Annotated in this window: 20 protein-coding genes; 3 read left to right on the top strand and 17 right to left on the bottom strand. The window is 46.9% G+C overall.

The window, feature by feature from the left end; all coding sequences use genetic code 11:
* Nucleotides 1-31: 31 nt before the first annotated feature.
* The 8 genes from hxsA3 to OCV59_RS04660 all read right to left on the bottom strand — a co-directional run bounded on the left by hxsA3 (nt 32) and on the right by OCV59_RS04660 (nt 6,403).
* Nucleotides 32-517 carry a His-Xaa-Ser repeat protein HxsA3 gene (hxsA3, locus tag OCV59_RS04690; protein ID WP_147593343.1) on the bottom strand — a complete coding sequence of 162 codons (486 nt, stop codon included), beginning with the start codon at nt 515-517 and terminating at the stop codon, nt 32-34.
* Nucleotides 518-1,378, bottom strand: coding sequence for an MORN repeat-containing protein (locus OCV59_RS04685; protein WP_262584117.1), 861 nt, complete (start codon nt 1,376-1,378; stop codon nt 518-520).
* Complete coding sequence (gene hxsB / locus OCV59_RS04680; protein ID WP_147593341.1) at nt 1,375-2,757, bottom strand: His-Xaa-Ser system radical SAM maturase HxsB; 1,383 nt, start codon at nt 2,755-2,757, stop codon at nt 1,375-1,377. The genes OCV59_RS04685 and hxsB overlap by 4 nt, the downstream gene beginning before the upstream one ends.
* The gene (gene hxsC, locus OCV59_RS04675) at nt 2,754-3,854 is read right to left on the bottom strand and encodes a His-Xaa-Ser system radical SAM maturase HxsC (RefSeq protein ID WP_147593340.1); all 1,101 of its coding nucleotides are present in this window, start codon (nt 3,852-3,854) and stop codon (nt 2,754-2,756) included. Before hxsC ends, hxsB begins: the two co-directional genes overlap by 4 nt.
* Nucleotides 3,839-4,873, bottom strand: coding sequence for a prepilin peptidase (locus OCV59_RS04670; protein WP_147593339.1), 1,035 nt, complete (start codon nt 4,871-4,873; stop codon nt 3,839-3,841). The genes hxsC and OCV59_RS04670 overlap by 16 nt, the downstream gene beginning before the upstream one ends.
* On the bottom strand, nt 4,863-5,075 hold the full coding sequence (locus tag OCV59_RS12025; protein WP_394802996.1) for an HxsD-like protein: 213 nt from the start codon (nt 5,073-5,075) through the stop codon (nt 4,863-4,865). The genes OCV59_RS04670 and OCV59_RS12025 overlap by 11 nt, the downstream gene beginning before the upstream one ends.
* Nucleotides 5,068-5,421: a His-Xaa-Ser system protein HxsD gene (gene hxsD, locus OCV59_RS04665; protein ID WP_147593338.1), complete on the bottom strand. Its 354-nt coding sequence runs from the start codon at nt 5,419-5,421 to the stop codon at nt 5,068-5,070. Before hxsD ends, OCV59_RS12025 begins: the two co-directional genes overlap by 8 nt.
* A 319-nt stretch (nt 5,422-5,740) precedes the next feature.
* On the bottom strand, nt 5,741-6,403 hold the full coding sequence (locus OCV59_RS04660) for a DUF1847 domain-containing protein (protein ID WP_394802995.1): 663 nt from the start codon (nt 6,401-6,403) through the stop codon (nt 5,741-5,743).
* A gap of 226 nt (nt 6,404-6,629) precedes the next feature.
* Here OCV59_RS04660 and OCV59_RS04655 point away from each other — a divergent pair, with 226 nt between their 5' ends.
* Together OCV59_RS04655 and rlmH are read left to right on the top strand one after the other, a co-directional pair.
* Nucleotides 6,630-7,424 carry an MBL fold metallo-hydrolase gene (locus OCV59_RS04655; protein ID WP_147593336.1) on the top strand — a complete coding sequence of 265 codons (795 nt, stop codon included), beginning with the start codon at nt 6,630-6,632 and terminating at the stop codon, nt 7,422-7,424.
* 2 nt (nt 7,425-7,426) lie between these two features.
* Entirely contained in the window at nt 7,427-7,906 is a 480-nt protein-coding gene (gene rlmH / locus OCV59_RS04650; RefSeq protein ID WP_147593335.1) for a 23S rRNA (pseudouridine(1915)-N(3))-methyltransferase RlmH, read from the top strand.
* 149 nt (nt 7,907-8,055) lie between these two features.
* Here the strand turns inward: rlmH and OCV59_RS04645 are convergent, their stop codons facing one another.
* The 6 genes from OCV59_RS04645 to OCV59_RS04620 form a co-directional block, all read right to left on the bottom strand.
* A complete protein-coding gene (locus OCV59_RS04645; protein ID WP_147593334.1) occupies nt 8,056-9,237 on the bottom strand; it encodes an NAD(P)/FAD-dependent oxidoreductase in 1,182 nt (393 codons plus the stop codon).
* Nucleotides 9,234-12,356 carry an FAD-dependent oxidoreductase gene (locus OCV59_RS04640; RefSeq protein ID WP_147593333.1) on the bottom strand — a complete coding sequence of 1,041 codons (3,123 nt, stop codon included), beginning with the start codon at nt 12,354-12,356 and terminating at the stop codon, nt 9,234-9,236. Before OCV59_RS04640 ends, OCV59_RS04645 begins: the two co-directional genes overlap by 4 nt.
* Before the next feature lie 29 nt (nt 12,357-12,385).
* The gene (locus OCV59_RS04635; protein ID WP_147593332.1) at nt 12,386-12,760 is read right to left on the bottom strand and encodes a hypothetical protein; all 375 of its coding nucleotides are present in this window, start codon (nt 12,758-12,760) and stop codon (nt 12,386-12,388) included.
* Nucleotides 12,761-12,798: 38 nt separating this feature from the next.
* Nucleotides 12,799-13,959, bottom strand: coding sequence for an aminotransferase class V-fold PLP-dependent enzyme (locus tag OCV59_RS04630; RefSeq protein WP_147593331.1), 1,161 nt, complete (start codon nt 13,957-13,959; stop codon nt 12,799-12,801).
* Nucleotides 13,960-14,348: 389 nt separating this feature from the next.
* The gene (locus OCV59_RS04625; RefSeq protein WP_147593330.1) at nt 14,349-15,647 is read right to left on the bottom strand and encodes a DUF362 domain-containing protein; all 1,299 of its coding nucleotides are present in this window, start codon (nt 15,645-15,647) and stop codon (nt 14,349-14,351) included.
* Nucleotides 15,648-15,772: 125 nt separating this feature from the next.
* Nucleotides 15,773-16,480, bottom strand: a complete 708-nt coding sequence (locus OCV59_RS04620) for a SanA/YdcF family protein (protein ID WP_262584116.1) — start codon at nt 16,478-16,480, stop codon at nt 15,773-15,775.
* A 223-nt stretch (nt 16,481-16,703) separates the two neighbouring features.
* Here OCV59_RS04620 and OCV59_RS04615 point away from each other — a divergent pair, with 223 nt between their 5' ends.
* On the top strand, nt 16,704-17,774 hold the full coding sequence (locus OCV59_RS04615; protein WP_147593329.1) for a branched-chain amino acid aminotransferase: 1,071 nt from the start codon (nt 16,704-16,706) through the stop codon (nt 17,772-17,774).
* A gap of 423 nt (nt 17,775-18,197) precedes the next feature.
* On the opposite strand, the gene OCV59_RS04610 is transcribed toward OCV59_RS04615, so the two are convergent.
* The 3 genes from OCV59_RS04610 to dapB all read right to left on the bottom strand — a co-directional run bounded on the left by OCV59_RS04610 (nt 18,198) and on the right by dapB (nt 20,800).
* On the bottom strand, nt 18,198-19,004 hold the full coding sequence (locus OCV59_RS04610; protein WP_147593328.1) for a PDDEXK family nuclease: 807 nt from the start codon (nt 19,002-19,004) through the stop codon (nt 18,198-18,200).
* A 305-nt stretch (nt 19,005-19,309) separates the two neighbouring features.
* On the bottom strand, nt 19,310-20,002 hold the full coding sequence (dapD, locus tag OCV59_RS04605; RefSeq protein WP_147593327.1) for a 2,3,4,5-tetrahydropyridine-2,6-dicarboxylate N-acetyltransferase: 693 nt from the start codon (nt 20,000-20,002) through the stop codon (nt 19,310-19,312).
* A 78-nt stretch (nt 20,003-20,080) separates the two neighbouring features.
* The gene (gene dapB, locus OCV59_RS04600) at nt 20,081-20,800 is read right to left on the bottom strand and encodes a 4-hydroxy-tetrahydrodipicolinate reductase (protein WP_147593326.1); all 720 of its coding nucleotides are present in this window, start codon (nt 20,798-20,800) and stop codon (nt 20,081-20,083) included.
* Nucleotides 20,801-20,963 lie beyond the last annotated feature (163 nt).

The raw sequence follows: 20,963 nt of genomic DNA, 5'->3' as shown, positions 1-20,963 counted from the left end.
AATCATTCCTTACTCATAGTAAAATATCAATTTACTTTTCACCTAATTTAGGGGCTTTTGTTTTCCCTAAATCTAAGTTTGATACAGTCCCAGAACCCACTTCTGATATTTCACTATAAAAATCATTATTTTCAGGTATTTGCGGAACCGGAATCTCAGTTGTCCCTGGAATGCTACCACCTGCATTATTAAGATGAGTCGCACCTGTATTGTTATTAGTATGTACCGGCTGTGATGAGTGGACATTCGCATGCGATTCATGCGATGCATGTGAAGAATGAACAGAATTATCACGTGCCGAAGTATGAGAAACATGTGACCTATGATAAGAGGTTGAGGAATGTGATGTGTGAGACGTATGCGAGCGATGCGCTGCATAAGCGTCTGCACTTAATAACATACCTAGTAACATGATTGTTGAACCAATAGTCACCAGACGCGTTCTAGGAATACTCCCTTCTTCATCCGCAATTAAATCTGTAATTGATTTTTTAATTTCTGGGAATTTAATATCCATTTATTCAACTCCTTTTACTTCTACACATTTTCCATCACTCCATACTGTAATATACTTTTCCTTAGAATCATTTGTATAGGTACATTCTCCATGAGGAAAATTATCTTGATATGTTCCTTGCAATTGTCCACCTTGTTTATAGTAATAAACACCCTCACCATTCATTTTATCTGCTTTCCAACTTCCTTTATAGATGTCTCCATTATACCAAGTATATTCCCCTTTACCATCCTTTTGTCCATTTACAATCGTTCCTTTATAACAGTCCCCATTGCTATACTCTATTTCACATTCTCCAGATAAGCTATCATCGGAAAAACTTCCCTTATAACTAATATCATTATTAAATTTAATTTTTACACTTTTAGAAAGTTGCCCATTTTGCATAGAGAACTCATATTTGCCATATTCATTTTCTATTATAAGGGTTCCTTTATCTGACATTTTGTCATTTTTCCAGTGCCCTTTATAAACAACTCCATTATCCCATTCGAATTTCCCATAACCATTGCGAAGGCCGTTCTTAAACTCGCCCGAATATGAACCAATGCCCTCATAAATATATACGCCTTCCCCTGCTATTGTTTTTTTATTCCAATTTCCTTTATACGAGTCCCCACAATCAAAAACAAATTCCCCTTCATGATTATTCTCTACTAATTTCAATGGATTGCCATAATAGATACCACTTTCGGTTTTTATAGAGCCATTTTTCCAACTCTCCAAATAAAGCCCGCCATTTTCAGCAAAATCATATTTTATAAATAACGAGATGCCTACTAAACAAAGAATTCCAAGCAAGGCGACCATTATTATTTTTTTTGCTTTTTTATTGGAAACTAGCTTCTCTTGAAACCTCATACCCATTCCTCCATAATTCGTTTATTTTCTTCATCTTTTAACAAATTGAAAATAGTATCTAACATACCTGCATATAATTTACATTTATAGTTTTGCGGTTTTTGTGAAATAATATCATTTTCAAGTGCATAATTAATAACAGGACACACTCCGCAGTACGGAGAATAAACGCAATCACAACATTTGGGAAGACTTTCCAAAATGCTATATTTACAAACTACTTTGCATACATTCGACTCCATTAAATCGTTATACGTATTGTTAAAGACATTTCCCAGTAAAAAAGTTGTATCCCCTGCCTCTCCTCGCATTCTACCTTCGTCACACGTATAAATATCACCATCGTAATAATATGCTATCTGTCCAATTCCAGCACCACAAGGAGATCTAAGTTCCATATAATTAATGCCATATCCATGTAAAATTTTTGAAAGGAAAATAGATGCATGTCCTTCCTTGATTTTAACCCCTGCTTTATTTTTTGCAATTATATAGTTCAAACATTTTTCGTAAAATTCCACGAATTCCTCTGCGAAATATCCTATCTCTGACCATTTCTCAGCTGCAATTCCTAGTGGCGTCAAGGGGCGAATAAAAATATTATTTATACCTTGACGTAAGTATTCATCAATTAATTCTTCTGGGTAATTCAGCCCTGCTCGTGTTGTCGTTTGAATAGCTCCACAATTGATTCCAGTTTTCCTTATCTTAATTAATGACTCACTGACTACTTTAAATGAATTACCGCTTGATAACAACGGGCGATTATAATTATGAATCGCTTCAAACCCATCTAATGATGTCGAAATGGACATATTATACTTTCTAAAAAAATGTAACATGTCATCAGTAAGAAATGTTAAATTGGTAACAATGCTATAATAAATAGTTTTATCTCTTTTTATCTTCTGAGAATATTCAACTATATACTTTATAATTTCAAAGTTGCTTAACGGCTCTCCGCCTTGAAATTCAAAGCTTACAGTCTTTTGTGGAGTTTGCAATGCTAATTCCACCGCCTTTGTAGCAACCTTTTTCGACATAACTTTTCGATACTTTAAATGACTGCTTTGAGCCTGACAATAGATACATTTTGCATTGCAGTAATTCGTTACAACAAAAATATGTAAGGATGGTGCCGAAAACAAATAACTTTTACTTTCACGTAACTGATACGATATGTCTTCGATATATTTTTCTGTAGAACTGTCATATAAAAACATATTTTCTTTCAACGTTGCATATATATTACTGTTTGATTCAATTTTATCATTAATTAAATCATTGAACTCATTTAATGATAGAAATACATATTTCCCAAGTTCATTTGTAACAAGAATCCTATCATCTATTTGTTTAAAATAAAAATGCCCTATCATTGTATCGCTTTTATAACTCCCTCCATCAATTTATATGTCCCTGCAAACATTCCTCCACAAGCGTCTTTTTTCTCACATTTTTCACATTCTGATAAATACTTTATTTTATTTTCGGTAATACTTTTTTTGCACAAGCCCCAATATTTAGAAGGTACGCAACACAAAGGGTAGTTATAAATAGCTACATCAATATTATTATGGACGATCATCTGCACTGCTGACTCTATAGACATAAAAGAATCTTTATAATCAATCCAAACATCATCTATATGAATCCGCGCTTCACCAAGCATTTCCAAACCTATAAATTTCACACTATCTACAGCAGAAAATTCTTTTATAATAAGCCTTGCAATCTGATCAATAAAATCAATATTCAATTTGCTCACAACAATTCTTAATTCAACTACACAACCTTCTGATAATATGTTTTTTATACCATTAAACGTCTGTGTGAAGCTTCCCGGTGTTCGTGTTATATAGTCATGCGTACGCGCATCATATCCATGAATTGGAATTCCTATCAATAATTTAGGAGGTGCTGTACGAACTAGTGCTTTATAATAATCCTCAATAGCAAAGCTTCTACCATTCGTTAATAACAAATAGTCTACATTATATAAGTTTTCTTTAAGATATTCAAATAGTTTAAAAATATCTTTTCTTATAAGGAAAGGCTCTCCTCCTGTTATTGTAATATGGTGGTCATAATTGGGGATCAGATTACATATTTCTAATAAATCATTAATATTCTCTACTTTTGATGTTTTTCGAACATGATTTGATGTAGGACACATAATACAACTAGAATTACATTTATTTGTAATGAACAAAGCATTATCTTTCGAAGAACTATCAAAACAAACTATCACATTTTCTCCAAAAAATTGTAAGACACTTTGATTCCCTATCGTAGAAAGCGCTTCCACTTCATTTGTACTAAGTGAAATAGAAGAATGCTGTGGTAAAAAATACAATTCGTTATTTCTTAAATAGACTTTATTTTTATTATTTGTTTGAATTAAAGCATCTTTTTCTGTTTTATAAAATGAAGCTATATAATTTCGTTCATTACAATTTTTTATTTTAATAACCATAGAAGTTCTATTCCTATAATGCAAAATGCAACTACAACACAGATGAAAAATCCCAATGGTATTTTTCTAACAATAACAATTTCAGAAATCCTTTCATATATTTCTGGAATTTCTTTTATTCTATTTACTTGGGTTTGATTTAATCTATCTCCTAAACTTTCCTTAGATATAGAAATAAAATCAGCCTTAAATAATTCCTTAAGCATAATAGATGTTTCAGTTGATAAAATCATAAGTGGCATGATTTCATCGATAGAAACACTTTTATAACTATAGAAGTTAACATAATTTTGTATCAAAGCAACAAATATTACAATACAACAAACTAAAACGCTGCGTAAACTTATTAAAGAATTTTCATTTATGATACCTAATATCAAATCTGCCATTATTATACACATCAGCATTTTTACATTCGGTGAATACTTTATATTGATTATTATCAATATAATTAGAGCACTGATTACAAAAATATACTGCCTATAAACTGGACTTATTGGTATGAATAGAATCATATTTTGAAGTAATATCAGTATAAAAAAATAATTTAAATACCTATAAAATCGTTTCTTTGTATTACTCAATACATCTCGTAAGTTAGGGAATTCTTTTTTCTTAACGCTCTCATAAATAGATGCTATAACTATACTAATAAAACCTATACTTATAGCTATAAGCAAGATCAGTATTAATATAAATCCACTTAAAAATTCAAAATCAACAAATTCATACGGTAATGAAAATACAAAAACAATATATAATTTGCAATCTCCCCCCGCCCATATTTTCAACGCATATAATATAAGAGCAATAATACAAGCTATGATGCAGTTAAAATAGTAATTTCTTAAATTAAAAACATCTACAAAAAAACAGTTTCTTAATTGGTTCACTAATATAACTACTAATCCTAATTTCCATAATACTTTGTTTTCTATTATTCCTGATTTTAGGTCTGAGTACCCACATATAATACATATTGTTATTATGCATGCCTCAATAATTATCCTAGAAGCCATATTTTCCACTCAATCCAATGAGATAATTTTCAAATTCTTTATGTATTTGTTCCAGATATTCTGATTCACAAAAAAATGAACAAACAAAGTCAGAATCATTTTCTTGCACAGACACACGACATATGCTTGAAAATGCTGAAATTGTTTTCATAATATACGACAATTCATATATGTTTTTATTTAATGCTAATCTATTACTCATATTTTTCAAACCAATCAATTAAAATATCCTTCTCGCAATACTCATTGCTTCCTTTTTCAGGAAGTGGTTCTGCAATAATTGTAGAAGCCATAGCTCGAGCATATATTATTTCGCGCAAATTTCCAGTTTTTTCAGCCACTAATTTACGCGTTTCTTGTATCAATAATTGATTTTTAAATTCATCAGCTGTCACTATATTATCCGGATGTTTCGATTCAACAGTAACTATAAAACTTTCCTCATCTTCATCCAAATGAACATAAAAGCATTGAACGAATTCATATGCAGCTTTTAGTAATGCCTCTTTTGAATATATAGATTTTTTAAATTTGAATATTTTTTTCATGACAAACAATACTCTTTTAGTTATGCTAAATGTATAATTATATAAACTCTACCAGTTTAATTTATTATAATATATTAATTACAGTTATGCAATTTTTAGAAATAATAAACTACACTTGTGCATAGTATCTCTACTACTATATAGCTGGTATTTTTACAAATAAAGTTAGTATATGTCTATTAAAAACATACTAACTTAAATCAATGCTAAGCCGGTATTCTAAATCAACTAGTATTATAGGTATTCTCTAGAATATCCTCTATAAAAGCGAGTCCACAAATGCATATCTACACATAATAGCTTTAACTTAGTTCCAATTTCAGTCTTCCAGCTTCTCGCTGACAAGTCGTTTGTAATACGTGTTCGCCTGATACACTGCGGCGGCCGGATTGTGACCCATCACGCGGTCTTTGGTTATGAATGTCGTTACAGGGGCTTCCGAATACTTGTAAAACAGGCTGTCGTGACCGACGCACAGGCCGACCACCACATTCAGATCCGTACCCTCTTCATTGAGCATCTTCGCCTGCAGTATCGGATTGCAGATCGGTTCGTACTCGCCTTCATGTATCTTCTGTTCCTCACACAGCCCTATTTCAGTCTTGTCTACAGCCCCCATCTTGCACGCCGCACCGAAATACTGCAGCCCGTTCACCTCGAGTATTTTGCAGAAAGTCTGCGCTTCGCTGAGAAGTCCCACGCATGATGCTATACCTATCTTCTTCGCTCCTATTTTTTTCGCAAAGCGGATTATTTCTTCTGCACGACAGGCTCTGCCGTAAAATTCGCCTTCTATTTCTGCCGCCGCTATCGCTATATCCCGGTCGATCCCCGATGTCCTGTATATTTCCAGAGTTTCCGCCAGCAGCTTCCCCGGCGCATTCGTCGTAAGACAAAATCCCGGATATTCTTCCGGCTTTCCCGTTTCGCATGCCTTCCTGTGGCAAAACATGCAGCTCAGTTTTTCCTGCTCCATACTAATGCTCCTTTCAAATGTCACTATACTATCGCAGTCATTATACCAAACCACGCTGCACTTGCCAAATCCGTGCTCCCGTGATATCCGGCGGACAGTGTCAAGTTGCCGGTCAGCCTGGTGACTAAGCTGCTTCGGAGTTTTTACTTGACATTGTTCAACAGCATATAGTACAAATTGACTTTCGCGCCGCTTTGCGGTATCTTAATACAGTAAAGGAGACCGGGAATATATGTCACTCAAATTTTGTTCTTTTGCCAGCGGAAGCAGCGGCAACAGTTATCTTGTAAAAAACGAAACTACAGCTTTACTCATAGATGCGGGGATATCCGGAAAAAAAATACTCGAAGGTCTGGAGAGCACGCAGACGTCACTCGATCAGGTCAAAGGGCTGCTCATCACGCACGAGCATATCGATCACGTGAAAAGCGTGTCCGTGCTCAGCAAAAAGATACCGAATCTTTCCGTTTACGCCAACGAAGGCACGTGGGGAGGGATCAAAAAACCTGTCGCCCCGTCGCAGCAGCGCATTTTCAATACAGGCGAGGATTTTTACATAGAAGGGTTCATGATACGGCCGTTCGCGATCCCTCACGACGCGGCGGATCCGGTCGGCTTTTCCATATATTATGAAAACCGCCAGATCAGCATCGTCACGGATGTCGGACACATCACGAATGAGATATTCGAGGAGATCACGTGTGCCGATCTGCTGCTGCTCGAAGCGAACCACGAAAAAGAGATCCTGCTCGTCGGCCGGTACCCGTATAATCTGAAACAGCGCATACTCGGCGACACCGGGCATCTTTCAAATATATCTGCCGGCGAATGCCTGTGCAGGCTGGCAGCTGCCGATCCGAAACCGAGACAGGTGCTGCTGGGGCATCTCAGCCATGAAAACAACGACCCTGCGGTCGCACTGCTGACAGTGCGCAACACGCTTATGGAAAAAAACATCATCCCGGGCAACGAGCTCAAGCTGGGCATCGCGATGCGCGATGCGCTCAGCTATATATATGAGGTGTAACGATGAACATAACAGTTCTTGCAGTCGGAAAACTCAAGGAAAAATACTGGCAGGACGCCATCAGGGAATATTCGAAGCGGCTCGGGAAATACTGCCGTTTCCAGATCGTAGAAGTAAAGGAAAGCCTGCTGCGGGCCAATCCGTCGAAGGCTGACGAGGCGGCCGTAAAGATCGCCGAAGGGCGCGATATCCTCAGTAAAATCAAGCCTGCTGACCATGTCGTCACGCTGGAGATAAAAGGCAGACCACTTTCCTCTCCACAGCTGGCGCAGCATATCGAGGACATGACGGTGCGCGGCAAAAGCAGCATCGTGTTCGTCATCGGCGGTTCGCTGGGACTGTCGGACGAAGTCAGCAGACGGGCAGACTTCAAACTTTCATTTTCCGCGATGACATTCCCGCATCAGATGATGCGAGTCATCCTTCTCGAGCAGATATACAGAAGTTTTAAGATCATAAAAAATGAGGCCTACCATAAATAGGTCTCATTTTTTGTCGTTTCTATGTAAAGCGCCGGCATCCGGTATTCCCGCGGGCTGCACACGTCAACTGTCGGCAGCCGCGGCCGCTGCCGCACCATCACACCATCGAGCCACACTGCCACCCCGCGCTGCAACGATCGTACCGTGCCTTACCGCTTCAGATGCGACTTCCTGTATATCGGATCCGTCTCCAGCAGCTCGATCGTCTTGTCCATCACCGACGGATCGTGCATCGATTCCATCAGCAGACGCTTGAGCTTGAGCTGCTCCGTGGTGACCCTTTCACTCTTCATCTTATATGCGCGCATATATTCATTCATCAGATTCTCTCCCGATACGTCCCCGGCCATGAATGCCCCGAGCGCCGCGAGAGCTGCAGCCTTTGCAGAATCAGCCGCCGCTGAAAGGCCGTCATGCACGAGCGGCATCGTCAGTGCCGCCGCATCGCCTATCACCATGTAACCGTCGCCGGCTTTCTGCACGCCCTGACTGATATCGTTCATCCTGCCGCCTTCCCACGGACTTATTCGGACTGCCCTTTCGAACATCTCCCCGATCTTCGGGATACTGCCGCTCCACTTGTAAAAGCGTTCCTGCAGATCGGCCTGCCTGTATGCGTCGAGATCATTGACCATTACCCCGACATTGCAGATGCCATCTCTGACGCCATCCCTGCCGACCGGCATCACCCAGAAATATCCCGGACCTGTCAGCTCAGAGAACCCGAACACGCCGTAAGCATTGTACTGATCCTTCGCAAGGGACCTGTCCAGATTGACGTTTTTGAAATACGCTCTTTCCCCGATCCACATGCTGTACGGCTTTTCATGCGCGATCCCCAGAGATTTTCCGAGGCTCGAAAAAGCGCCGTCTGCGATCATCACGATGCGGCTTTTCAGCGTGACATCTTCGCCCTTATATTTCGCTCTGACGCCCGTGACCGTACCGTTTTCCGTGATGAGCCCTGTCACCGTGCAGCTCTGCCTGAGTTCTGCGCCATGCTTCACAGCTGTTTCGGAAAGTATCCTGTCAAGCTCGTATCGCGGTGCGCAGTAGCACTCGAACGGGATCAGTGTCTCGTTGCCGCGGTTGCTGATGAGCTTAAGGTTCCTGATGCACGTGCTCAGCGCATCCAGTTCCTCCACCGCGCCCAGCGCGCCCATATGCGACACGATGCCTTCGCACTCCATATCACCGCACGCCTTGTCTCTCGGGAAGATATCTTTTTCAAGAAGCAGCACATCGACACCTGCTTTCGCAAGATACGCTGCACATATCGACCCCGCCGGCCCTGCACCGACGATTATCACATCACGCTCTGCAATTATCATATGTCTGCCTCCTTTTCTTCACCTTCCGCAATCTCTCCAGCACCTGCCTCGCCGCTGGCTTCCGGGATCGGTCCAACAGTCTCCGGCACAAGCTCCTCAGCCTCTGCTGCCTCCCGGCTGGTTTCTCCACAGCGTTCCGGAGTCCGCATCTCTCTGCTGGTCTCTGTGCTCTGTGCATCCTCATGCAAAGGCTGCACCTGCGGGTCTTCCGGGGCTGACGGACTTGCAAAGTCTTCCTGTTCTTCGTACGGGATGCCGTTCTCCGGTCGCAGTTCATCTGCAGGTATCATCCCAGGCTCGATCGACCTCATCGTCACCGCGCCGGAAGGACATACTGTCACACACACTCCGCATCCCATGCATCTCTCAGGCTCCACGACACGGTAACCGCAGCCAAGACATCTCGACGCCTCGGCTGCAGCACGATACGGCTCCAGTACACAGCTGCCTGACACGAAACCCTTGAGCGCATCCCTGCTGCCCTCGATCATCTCATGCTTTACAGCCGCGCCGGTCAGCTCTGCCTTTTCCGCACCGGGATCCGGAGCCCCCGGAACATTCGGGAACTCACGCGACTCCAGGAAACACTTTACTGCCTCTGCTCCGGCATGGCCTGCATCCTGCGGGCTCATATCGAGACCGCCCGATGCAAACACCCCGTACATGCTGGTTATCAGCTTTTCATTCACCTGTATATATCCGTTTTCATCTATATCCAGACTGCTGTTTCTTGCCCTTATCGCACGAGTGTCAGGCACTCCTGTCTCGCCGAAAACGAGAGTATCGCACGATATCTCTATATCGACTTTTCTTTCAGGCACTCTGCAGACTACACCGATCAGATGCCCGTCGGTCGCTTTCACCGCGATCACTTCAGTACCCGTCACCAGATCGATGCCCTCGTCAAGCGCAGCAGCCACAGTCGCCGCTCCGGCTTTGAGCATTCCCCTGCTGCAAGGAGACAGCACGATCACCTGAGCTCCAGCCGCTTTCAGCATCCTCGCCGTATCAAAAGCAAGCTCGTCTCCGCCGGTCACTACCACCTGACGTCCCAGACCGCACACCTTTTCATGTCCGACGAGTTTTCCCATAAGAGAAACCGCTTCAAACACGCCCCTGCAGCCTGCATTTTCCAGATCGGGCTTCCTTCCGCGTGTCTCGCCTATCGCGAACAGCACCGACTCGTAGCCCGCAGCAAACAGCGCCTTTATATCAGGCGTCGCACCTGCCTGCACATTGCATATCACCGATATGCCCGACCTCTCTATCTTTTCCAGTTCGCTGACCAGCAGAGCCTTGTCCACACGCTTTTCCGAAGCCAGCCATCTGAGGCTGCCGCCCAGCGCCGGCTCTTTTTCAAATATCGTCGGCATGTACCCGGACTCTGCGAGATCGATCGCCGCCGTTATCCCCGACAGACCGCCGCCTACGACAGCGACTTTCTGTTTCGTTCTTCCCTCATCATCATACGGCAGAAACGCCGGCATCTGCTCCTTTATGCCTGCCTCACGAACGAGCGCCAGAACATCCTCTGTGAAAAGGCTGTTTCCGGTACCCTCTGCGCCCTGTTCTCTTATCACCTGCTCTGTCTGTCTGTGTATCTTCTGTACGTTTTCACTGTATATCGCGGAGATATCCGGAGCATTGAACAGTCCGCCTTTTATTCCCGGTATATACGTGCCGTGCAGTGCTCTGCCGACTGCATCTGCCGCCGCAATACCGGACGCCATAGCTTCGGGGAGAGAACGCCCCATCCCGGCAGCATCGCCGCACGCAAAGACCATCGGCCTGCTCGTGCGAAAATCTGCATCTGTCTTTACACGTCCGTCCGGATATGTCTCAGCACCGCAGACATCTCCTGCCGCGCAGCGCTGATCGTCTGCAAACACTACCGTGTCGCAGGTTATTACGGCCTCGCTGCCTTTTATGCCTAAAAGCATAAACCTGCCGCTTTCATCGGGAGCATACCCCGTCCTGATGGCTTCGACAGCTTCCACGTTTCCGTCCTCGGCCATTATCCGGCTGATCTCTGTCTTGTCTCTGAACTCTACGCCTTCATCGAGCATCGCATCAAGGCTCTCAGCGGACATCTCCAGTTCACTCTGGTCTGCTGCAAAAATGCAGAGTACATTTCTGCCCATTCTCCTGAGCAGCCTGCAGATATCAGCTGCCAGCTCACTGCCGCCCTCTACGATCACACTGTCTCCCGGCACGAGCCCGCCGTCTTCTCCATTTATGCCGTGCATGAATGTCGCTCCATCGAATACCATCCCTGCATCCGCACCCGGGATCGCCGGTATCAGACCCTCTGACGCACCCGTCGCGATCACGCATGCACTGAAACCTTCACGCATGATCTCGCCGAGCGGATAGCCTGCTTCTGTACCACCCACATTGCAGTGATACCTTATCTCTATCCCGGCCTCGATCAGCTCCGATATATCTTCCTCCAGCTGCGCCCGGTCTGCCCTGAGATCCGGCACGGCCCAGCGGAGCGAGCCGCCCGCTCTGCTGTCTCTTTCAAAGATCGTCACGCCGTAGCCAGCCTGCGCCAGCCTTGACGCTGCGGCAAGCCCTGCCGGCCCGCTTCCTGCCACTGCCACTTTTTCATCGAAACGCCTGCTGTACCTGCGCTTCGCTTTTCCGGCCCTGCCGGCCACATACCTCTCGAGCGCCCTGATATTCAGCGGCTCATCGATCACTCTGCCGCGCATACAGCTTCCGCTGCAGACCTCTTCGCAGATCTCCGCACAGACCCGCAGAAGCGGATTTTTCTCAGCTATATAGCTGTACGCACCGTCAATATCTCCTCGCTGCACCAGCGCAGCGACTGTCTGCGGCACTATCCCCAGAGGACATGATGCCGTGCATCCGCTTTCCATCGCTCTGATACGCGCATAGCCGAACGTACAGAAATCCTCTGCACCGCGCCCGGCTCCGCCCGCTCCTCCGTCTGCGACGTTTTCATCCCTGCAGTCCGGGAACATGCAGTAAACCGTACGGCGGTATTCATCTACAGCCTCCGCAGGACAGACCTGCCCGCACTTTCCGCAGTTCACGCAAAGCCTGCCGTCTATCACTGCTTCGGCTCTTTTATCTACAGTTAAATTGAATTTCATTTCTTCCTCCCGATACTCTGTCCTGTCTGTTACAGGATCTCCAGCGCCGCCAGTTCATCGTCGAGCGCCGAACACATATCTGCCGGCAGTATGTCTCTCATCATAGCATCTGCCGCATCTGCCGTGACTGTTGTCAGTCCGTTGCCGTCTATCCACTTGCAGCACAGTCTTATGTACCCGTAGTCTCTGAGCCCGTTCCAGCGGAAATTCACATCTCTCTGCGCCAGCGTGAATATCAGCCTGGCCATGCCCTCCCATTTGATCTGCCTGTCAAGGTAGATCATCTCCGGACTTTCTTCACAGTTGTGATTGAATTCCTCGTTCGTTCTCTGTATATTCTTTTCTATCAACTTGAGCCGTCTCTGGCCTTTGCGGCCTTCATACAATCCTTTTTCATCAGACATAACGATACCTCCTGATGCTTCATTATATCACGAATGTATCATGAATGCCGCATCTGTTGTGACTGTTTTGCGATTTCTCCTATCGCCTCAACAGTCTCTGCGATCTCTTTTTCCGAGGTGTATATCCCCGGAGTGATACGCACGCACCCTCTGTCTGCCGTACCGATCGTTTCGTGCGCCGTGCCGCTGCAGTGAAACCCGGCCCTCACCGCGATGCCGTATCTGCTGCTCAGGATCTCGGCAGCGTCTTCACAGTCCAGTCCGTCGATGTTCAGTGCAGTCACCGCAGTCTTTTCACGGGTGTCCTCAGGGCCGTACAGCGTAACGCCGTCTATATTTCTCAAGCCTCGTTCCAGTTTTTCGCAAAGTCTGCGCTCGTGCTCTTCTATCACATCTATGCCTATGCGTGTGATGACTCTCGCCGCCGCGCCAAGCGCAATGATCCCCGGGCTGTTCAGCGTTCCGGCTTCAAAGCCCTCCGGCATGTCGGACGGCTGATCGAGCTCTTTTGACCTCGTGCCTGTGCCTCCTTCCTTGAACGGCCTCAGTTTAACCCCTTCTCTTATGTAAAGCAGTCCCGTCCCCTGTGGGCCGAGCAGTCCCTTGTGTCCCGGGGCTGCCAGGATGTCGATATGCTGCGCCTTTGCATCTATCTGCATATGCCCCGCGCCCTGGGCTGCATCGACCATGAAAATGATGCCGTTCCTCAGCGCGATGCGGCCGATCTCTTCGAGCGGCGCCTTTGTCCCGGTCACGTTCGAAGCTGCCGTCACGACGATGAGTTTCGTATCGGGCCGTATCGCCTGTCTTATCGCGGCCGGTGATATGCGCCCCTGTCTGTCACCGCGCACGATGCTGACCTCGACGCCTTTTTTCTCCAGGCTGTGCAGCGGCCGCATCACTGAGTTGTGTTCCATCGATGTGGTCACCACGTGATCGCCCGGGTTCAGCAGTCCTTTAAGCGCCAGGTTCAGCGATTCCGTGCAGCTGCCGGTGAATACGATCCGTCCGGGCGAACCTGTATTGAAAAGCCTTGCCAGGAAAAGCCTGCTCCTGTATATCTCCTGTGCGGTCCTCGCCGCCATAAAATGACCCGCTCTGCCGGGATTGGCACAGTAATCCGACATTACTTCCGTCACCGCTTCTATGACCTCAGGCGGCTTCGGATACGATGTCGCACCATTATCAAGATAAATCATACTCCTACCTCTCCTTCAAAACATCAGTGTCTGTTCCGCCGGCGTTTCTGCCGGCAGGCAGTGATGGTATGCCGGAAATGCCGTTCGATGCACACAGCGCGCAGCACACGACGGCGGCCGGCGTTTCCGGCGCATGAAAAAACACAGACCATGGATACTGTCTGCGAAAACTGTTTCCATGACCTGTGTATAATATGCTGTTTTCTGTCCGAATGTTACCTGATGCTGCGTGTGACCCGAATCCGCCATCTTCTGCGCCATGTGTACCGCGTGCCTGATTGCATGATCTGGCGCCTGAGCCGGCGCCTTTCCTGCCCTGCATAAGTGCACTGGTCGGCTGCGGCGCCCATCGCCCGAAACGCCTGCATGCATAACGAAAAGTCCGGTCCTCAGATACGCCAGTTCCTGTCTGCGATCCTCGCCAGCAGCGATTTCTTTACCGTGATGGCCTGCTCCGGACACATCTCCTGACAGCAGTAGCACTTGATGCACTTGCTGTAGTCGTAGACCGCCACACCTCTGCGCTGTTTGCCTGCGGCACTCCGCGCGCCACAGTCCGGGCCTGACTGCTCGACAGGCTCTACGTGTATCGCCTTGCCTTCGACCGGGCATGCATTCACGCATATACCGCATCCGATACATATATTTTTTCTGACGATCGGCTTCTTCTCCAGCAGTGGCGCCAGGAACCTTACCGGTCTCAGCATCCCGCGGTACTCTGCGCCTCGCTGCACATTGAAAGTACTGCTGCCGTATTTTTCAAAAGCCTCCTGAACGGTAAGCGTGCCGCTTTCATCGATGATCTCAAGATCCGTCCACGTGCCGATCCCCTGCTCCATGCCGCTGACATTGGTCGGCACCAGTTCAGGCTTCAGATCGACGAGATGACAGAATACCGCGTCGAGTGCGACCGGGTCAGTCGATGCGAGTATGAGTCCCATCGGCGTCGGCGTTCCGGACTGCGGTCCGTTGCCCTCCATCGCCATGATGCCGTCCATTATGTGAAGTTTCGGCCGCACGAGAGCGTTGAGATCCGCAAGCATTTTCGCGAAGACCTCCGCCGTCGCGAACTTCGCATGCGACGCCCCCTTGTTGATGCCGTAAACGCATCCGAACGTATTTTTCACGGCGCCTGTTATTCGCTCGAGCTGGTGCGTCTTCATCTTGCAGATGTTTATGATCCCGTCCGCCTTTATCACTTCATCGCAGAGTACGAAGCTGTCTGCCGCTCTGCCCTGCGGGAAAGCGACCTGCGTGCCGCTTTCAAACTCGCCGAGCGGTATGCCGAGGCTGTCAGCAGCTGCTTTGATCCCGCATTCCTGTGCGACTCTTTCTACGCTGATCATCGGATTTCCCGGGGAATCCCCATATCTCAGATTTTTGTATCCGTTTTCCTGCAAAAGCGCACCGACCGCTTTGAAAACCGCGGGGTGTGTCGTACAGGCTTTTTCAGGCTCTGTCTTCGCCAGCAGATTCGGCTTCAGGATGATCCGGCTGTCGTGTACAAGCGGTTTCTCGCCTGCGGAAAGTACGCGCTCAAGACCTCCGAGAAGCTCCACTGCGCGCTGCACTGCGATCTGCACTTCCTGCCCGTCGTATGTGCCGCACTTTACTATTGCCACACGGCCCCTGCCTGGAAATGCTGCCGGTTTCGCAGCATGAGCCGGCTTTTTATTCTTATCTTCCATATTATTCTCCATCGTATATTCACACTGCGCGTCCGCGCCACATCTGCTGCCCGCACAGTGTGTGTTTCCCTGCCATATGTATGCCGGCACACATCGTGCCTCCGGTCGCCGGAACGCTAATAATGCTACTCTGCCGAGATCGGCACCGCATCGCCCAGGAATGTCGGCTGCGGCTTGAATATCCACTTCACGAAATCCTTGTCTCGCGCCAGCACTTCCCTGATCTCGCGCTTTTCCTGACCTGCATAAGTGTACTGATCGGCTGCGGCGCCCATCGCCGTTATCCCCATGCGCCTGCACCCGTACAGCGACCTGTACAGATGATACGTCTGCGTCACAACGATCATGCTGTCGACCTTGAAGATATATTTCGCTCTGTAAATCGATTCATACGTCGAAAATCCTGCGTGGTCGAGATAAATGTCGTTCTCGTCGACTCCCGCCTCCAGCGCATAGTTCTGCATCGCCTTCACTTCATTGTATACCATCTGCCCGTTGTCTCCCGACAGCAGGAGCTTAGGTGCGACTCCCTTATTGTAAAGATCTATCGCGGTATCGAGCCTGTCCTGAAGGATAGGGCTCGGGACCCCGTCCGAAGTCACCGATGCTCCGAGCACGAGTATGCAATCCGGGGATATGCTGCTGAGATCTTCCACCTCCTCCCGGGTGGCTGTGTCTTCCGGCATCTCGTAGTTTGCATTTATCTGTGACTCCGTGCTTTTTATCACGTAAAAATTCAGACCTATCACTATGACTGCAGCTGCTACTGCTATTTTTATCAGTGCGGAGAACATCCTCACCGGCATGCTCCGTTTTTTATCTTTCTTTTTCATATCCGTTTATTATATAGTGTTTTTATGTATGTTTGGAGAAAATATGCGATTTCGCGCTGTTTTTGGTTTTTTTGTTTTCAAAAATAATATTTTTTACTTTTTATTGTTGATTATGAACAATTCCAGTGGTATATTTATTGTGGTAATAATAGACTTTGCCAATTCTATGTTGTAAAATATATTATACAGTAATTGACAAAAAAATAATATAAAGGAGAGCGCCATGAAATATAATTTTTCGATCACAAAAAACCCTAATCCAAAAGCAAAACCTGATCCTGATACGCTGAGATTCGGTACTGAATTCACCGATCACATGTTCATAATGGATTACGAAGACGGCAAAGGCTGGCATGACGGAAGGATCGTTCCTTACGGCCCGCTTTCTCTCGACCCTGCGGCTGTCGTTTTCCACTATGCTCAGACTATGTTCGAGGGGCTCAAGGCTTACAAGACTCCGGAAGGAAAAGTGCAGCTTTTCAGACCTGACATGAACGCAAAGAGAACTAACAGGACCAATGAACGTCTCTGCATCCCGCAGATCGACGAAGATCTCTACGTTGAAGCGATCAAGGCTCTCGTAAAGATCGACGCTGACTGGATCCCTCAGAAGGAAGGCACTGCGCTTTACATAAGACCGTTCATAATCGCTGACGAGGCATTCCTGGGAGTGCGCCGTTCTAAGCACTATAAATTCATCATCATCCTCAGCCCGGTAGGTCCTTACTATGAAGGCGGTCTGACACCTACGAAACTCTACGTTGAAGACACTTATGTAAGAGCTACTGAAGGCGGTACAGGCGAAGCCAAGTGCGGCGGAAACTATGCAGCCAGTCTGAAAGCTCAGGAGGAAGCTCATGCAAAGGGCTTCGAGCAGATCTTATGGCTCGACGGCGTTCACAGAAAATATGTTGAAGAAGTCGGAACTTCGAATGCGTTCTTCGTTATCGGCGATGAAGTCATCACAGCTCCGCTGGACGGCACTATCCTGCCCGGTATCACCAGAGACACTGTTATCCAGATCCTGAAGAAAAAGGGCATCAGGGTATCAGAGAGAAAAATGGCTATCGACGAAGTCGTTCAGGCTTACAAAGACGGCAACTTCAAAGAGATGTTCGCATCCGGAACTGCTGCAGTCATCTCACCTGTCGGCGAACTCTGCTACAAGGACGAAGACATGATCATCAACAACGGTGAGATCGGCCCGATGGCACAGGAGCTTTACGATACTATCTACGGTATCCAGACAGGCAAGCTTCCTGATGAAATGGGATGGACAGTAGAAGTCAAGTAAAAATAATATAGAAATATGCAGCCGGAACACCGGGGATATTCCCGATGTTCCGACTTTTTTATGTGTGCCAGGCATGGCGCACATGAAAGCATCACCGCGCTTGCAGAATCCCGGAGCCACAGACGATTACCAAGATCAGGCCATAGCATCATCATATTTGGCAAAATCGCTGCAATATTGCCTCTTTCAAAGCTCATGTTTACCAAGAAACTGCTTTCGCCTATGATTTCTTGGTAACTTTTTCATGAAAATCCCGGCATTTTTGCATGAAAAATACCAAGAACCCGCCATCGATTTTTTATTTTTGGTATTCGCCATCAAAAAAATCGCCGGATAACTGCTGTTTTTACCAACAACAGCTATCCGACAAATGATTTTTGGTTTTTTACAAAAGTCCGTATCACTACCATCAACGCGACCGAGTCACAAAATGAATCGCCTTATTATCTCATCGATGACTTTATCGTTCTCTATATCGCTTTCATACGTGCATATCAGATTGGTGTGCTGAACATATCCCGCCCGCCTGTAATTCTCGATCTTGCGCCAGGCTCTGCTCGCGTAGTCGATATCATCCATAATTCCGAAATGTTCCCATATCAGTATCCTTCCATCCGGCAGCAGTATCATGAAATCCGGATAATAACGATTTCCGTTTATGATCAGTTCCGCTTCATATCTGTACGGGATCCCGTGCTGCTCGAGCTTGTCAGCAATGATCTTCTCCGACTTCGATCTGACCATCACGCCCTTCGACGTCTTGTATTTCAGCAGTTCCGGTCTGTAACCGTTCCGATGATGGTTCTCGTTTTTCCATTCATACTCGCGCGGCTCCATAACGAACATATCGCTTTCAGGCATTTCAAGTATCCTGATCAGAGTCTTTCCCATGCCGCTTTTTTCCATGCTTTTCATCCTGTGCCTAAAACTTTTTTCCGCATCCTCCAGCGATCTGCACCATGCTTCCTGCATGGTGATCGCACGTTTCAGCACGCGTTTGCGCATCAGCTTATCCACCACCGGCTCACTGCGCTTTACAGATTTCTGGATACCGTTTTCATATATGTAATAAGTCGCATGTGCATTCTTGTACGGGATCAGTATCTCGCCCTCCGGCAGTCTGCTGTATTCATGCTTCATTTGTAGCAGCCTGTTATTTTCCATATCATGCAAAGCCCGCAGCTTCGTAAATTGCCTGCGTTCAAAATTCTGCTTTATTTTGTCTTCCATTATAACCATATACCCCTTTTATCTCTTCTGCGGTTTGTCGATTTATCAGCCTGATTTCGTAAATGCTCATCAACATTTTGTAATATTTTACCATTTACAATCGCAAATGTCAATATTTTACATTAAAAACCGAGCCCGGAAACCCATCTTCTGGATTTCCCGAACCCGGTCTTAAAATCTACATAATAAGACTGAGAGGCTGCACAGCCTGCGATCCTCTCAGCAGGCCAGACCTCTGCACACTTACAGAACTCTCGCCCGCAACTCTTTCAACAGAGCTGCAGCCGGCCGCATTGCCCGCGGATCTACAGCTTCCTCAGCAGATCGACTATCTCAAGCTTTTCCGCAGCAGTATCCGAAGCGTCTTTGATCACTCTCGCAGGAACTCCTGCGACCACGACGCCGGCAGGCACATCATCAACGACCACTGCACCGGCAGCGACTACCGCGCCCTTTCCGATGCGACATCCTTCCAGCACGACAGCGTTTGCACCGATAACGACATCGTCCTCAACGATTACCGGCTGTGCACTAGGCGGCTCGATAACGCCCGCGAGCACCGTGCCCGCACCGATATGACAGTTTTTCCCGACCGTCGCTCTTCCACCGAGGACCGCACCCATATCGATCATGCTGCCTTCGCCGATCACTGCTCCGATATTGATGATCGCGCCCATCATGATGACCGCATTGTCACCGATGTCGACCTTGTCTCTTATCACCGCACCCGGCTCTATCCTGGCTTTGATATTTTTCATGTCGAGAAGCGGTATCGCCGAATTCCTGCAGTCGTTCTCGATCACGTAATCCTCGATACTGTCCGCATTTTTTTCGAGGATGCCGCTGATCCGGCTCCAGTCGCCGAAAACGATCTTGTCGCCGCTGCCGAACACCTGGCAGCCTTCAAAGTCAACAGGCGCTTTTTCCTTGACATATACCTTGACCGGAGTTTTTTTCTCCGCATTTCCTATAAATTCGATTATTTCTCTTGCTTCCATCTTTCGTGTGATCCTCCTTGGTGTTTCTGTTATGCAAATCCTCGGCGTACGGTCCGCCGGCTGCTATGGGCTTGTATGCTATTTATCTGTTCCGAACAGTACATCTTCCATGCTGTAAAGCCCCGGCTGCGCCTGTGCCGCGAACGCTGCCGCCTTGAGTGCGCCTGCCGCGAAGATCTTCTTCGATCCCGCCGTGTGCTTTACTTCGAGTATCTCGTCAGTCCCTGCGTATATCACTGTGTGCTCACCGGCGATAGTGCCGCCTCTGATCGCGTGCACGCCGATCTCCCTGCCGCGCTTCCTGTTGCCGTCTCTGCCGAAAACATGCTCATAGCTGCCGTCCGCATCTGCGGCCTCAAGCAGCATCTTAGCAGTGCCGCTCGGCGCATCAAGCTTCTTGTTGTGGTGCTTTTCTATTATTTCTATATCGAATGTATCCTCCAGGATCGGCGTTATCTCTGCGATGACTCTTTTCATCACATTGATACCGAGCGAATAGTTTGCGGAAAATACCACCGGCACTGTTTCCGCCAGCTTTTCGATCTCTTTGAGCTGCTCCGCCTCGAATCCGGTCGTTGCGATGACCGCTGGGCAGCCGCTGGCTCTGCAGTAATCTGCGAGCATCTGCAGATTTGCCGGATTGCTGAAATCGATGATCACGTCGAATCCTCCAAGATCCTCCGGTCTCTGCCCTTCCATCGGCTCGATCACACCTGCCAGCTCATAACCTTCCTTCTCCTCTACCATTCCGGCGAGCACTTTTCCCATAGCGCCGCCGCCTAAAATTGCTGTTCTCATACTTGTTACTCCCTCATATATATTTTATACCTGTATCGTTTCGTTTTCATGTCGTCACGGACTGCCGATCTGCAAAATCGCAGCCTGCGGTCAGCCGCAAGTTTGCCATCTGCAAAGCTGCAGTTTACTGTCCGTGACCGGTCCGCCATATGCCGGACCGCTG

The sequence above is a fragment of the Brotomerdimonas butyrica genome (assembly GCF_025567305.1).
Lineage (GTDB): Bacteria > Bacillota > Clostridia > Peptostreptococcales > Anaerovoracaceae > Lentihominibacter > Lentihominibacter butyricus.
This window is presented reverse-complemented; position numbering and strand designations above follow the sequence as displayed.

Coding starts and splice junctions, on each gene's coding strand:
- rlmH (WP_147593335.1), top strand. CDS start 7,427: ATGAACATAACAGTTCTTGCAGTCGGAAAACTCAAGGAAAAATACTGG.
- OCV59_RS04625 (WP_147593330.1), bottom strand. CDS start 15,647: ATGGAAGATAAGAATAAAAAGCCGGCTCATGCTGCGAAACCGGCAGCA.
- OCV59_RS04620 (WP_262584116.1), bottom strand. CDS start 16,480: ATGAAAAAGAAAGATAAAAAACGGAGCATGCCGGTGAGGATGTTCTCC.
- OCV59_RS04670 (WP_147593339.1), bottom strand. CDS start 4,873: ATGGCTTCTAGGATAATTATTGAGGCATGCATAATAACAATATGTATT.
- dapD (WP_147593327.1), bottom strand. CDS start 20,002: ATGGAAGCAAGAGAAATAATCGAATTTATAGGAAATGCGGAGAAAAAA.
- OCV59_RS04615 (WP_147593329.1), top strand. CDS start 16,704: ATGAAATATAATTTTTCGATCACAAAAAACCCTAATCCAAAAGCAAAA.
- OCV59_RS04645 (WP_147593334.1), bottom strand. CDS start 9,237: ATGATAATTGCAGAGCGTGATGTGATAATCGTCGGTGCAGGGCCGGCG.
- OCV59_RS04635 (WP_147593332.1), bottom strand. CDS start 12,760: ATGTCTGATGAAAAAGGATTGTATGAAGGCCGCAAAGGCCAGAGACGG.
- OCV59_RS04655 (WP_147593336.1), top strand. CDS start 6,630: ATGTCACTCAAATTTTGTTCTTTTGCCAGCGGAAGCAGCGGCAACAGT.
- hxsA3 (WP_147593343.1), bottom strand. CDS start 517: ATGGATATTAAATTCCCAGAAATTAAAAAATCAATTACAGATTTAATT.
- OCV59_RS04610 (WP_147593328.1), bottom strand. CDS start 19,004: ATGGAAGACAAAATAAAGCAGAATTTTGAACGCAGGCAATTTACGAAG.
- OCV59_RS04630 (WP_147593331.1), bottom strand. CDS start 13,959: ATGATTTATCTTGATAATGGTGCGACATCGTATCCGAAGCCGCCTGAG.
- hxsD (WP_147593338.1), bottom strand. CDS start 5,421: ATGAAAAAAATATTCAAATTTAAAAAATCTATATATTCAAAAGAGGCA.
- hxsB (WP_147593341.1), bottom strand. CDS start 2,757: ATGATAGGGCATTTTTATTTTAAACAAATAGATGATAGGATTCTTGTT.
- OCV59_RS04640 (WP_147593333.1), bottom strand. CDS start 12,356: ATGAAATTCAATTTAACTGTAGATAAAAGAGCCGAAGCAGTGATAGAC.
- dapB (WP_147593326.1), bottom strand. CDS start 20,800: ATGAGAACAGCAATTTTAGGCGGCGGCGCTATGGGAAAAGTGCTCGCC.
- OCV59_RS04685 (WP_262584117.1), bottom strand. CDS start 1,378: ATGAGGTTTCAAGAGAAGCTAGTTTCCAATAAAAAAGCAAAAAAAATA.
- hxsC (WP_147593340.1), bottom strand. CDS start 3,854: ATGGTTATTAAAATAAAAAATTGTAATGAACGAAATTATATAGCTTCA.
- OCV59_RS12025 (WP_394802996.1), bottom strand. CDS start 5,075: ATGAGTAATAGATTAGCATTAAATAAAAACATATATGAATTGTCGTAT.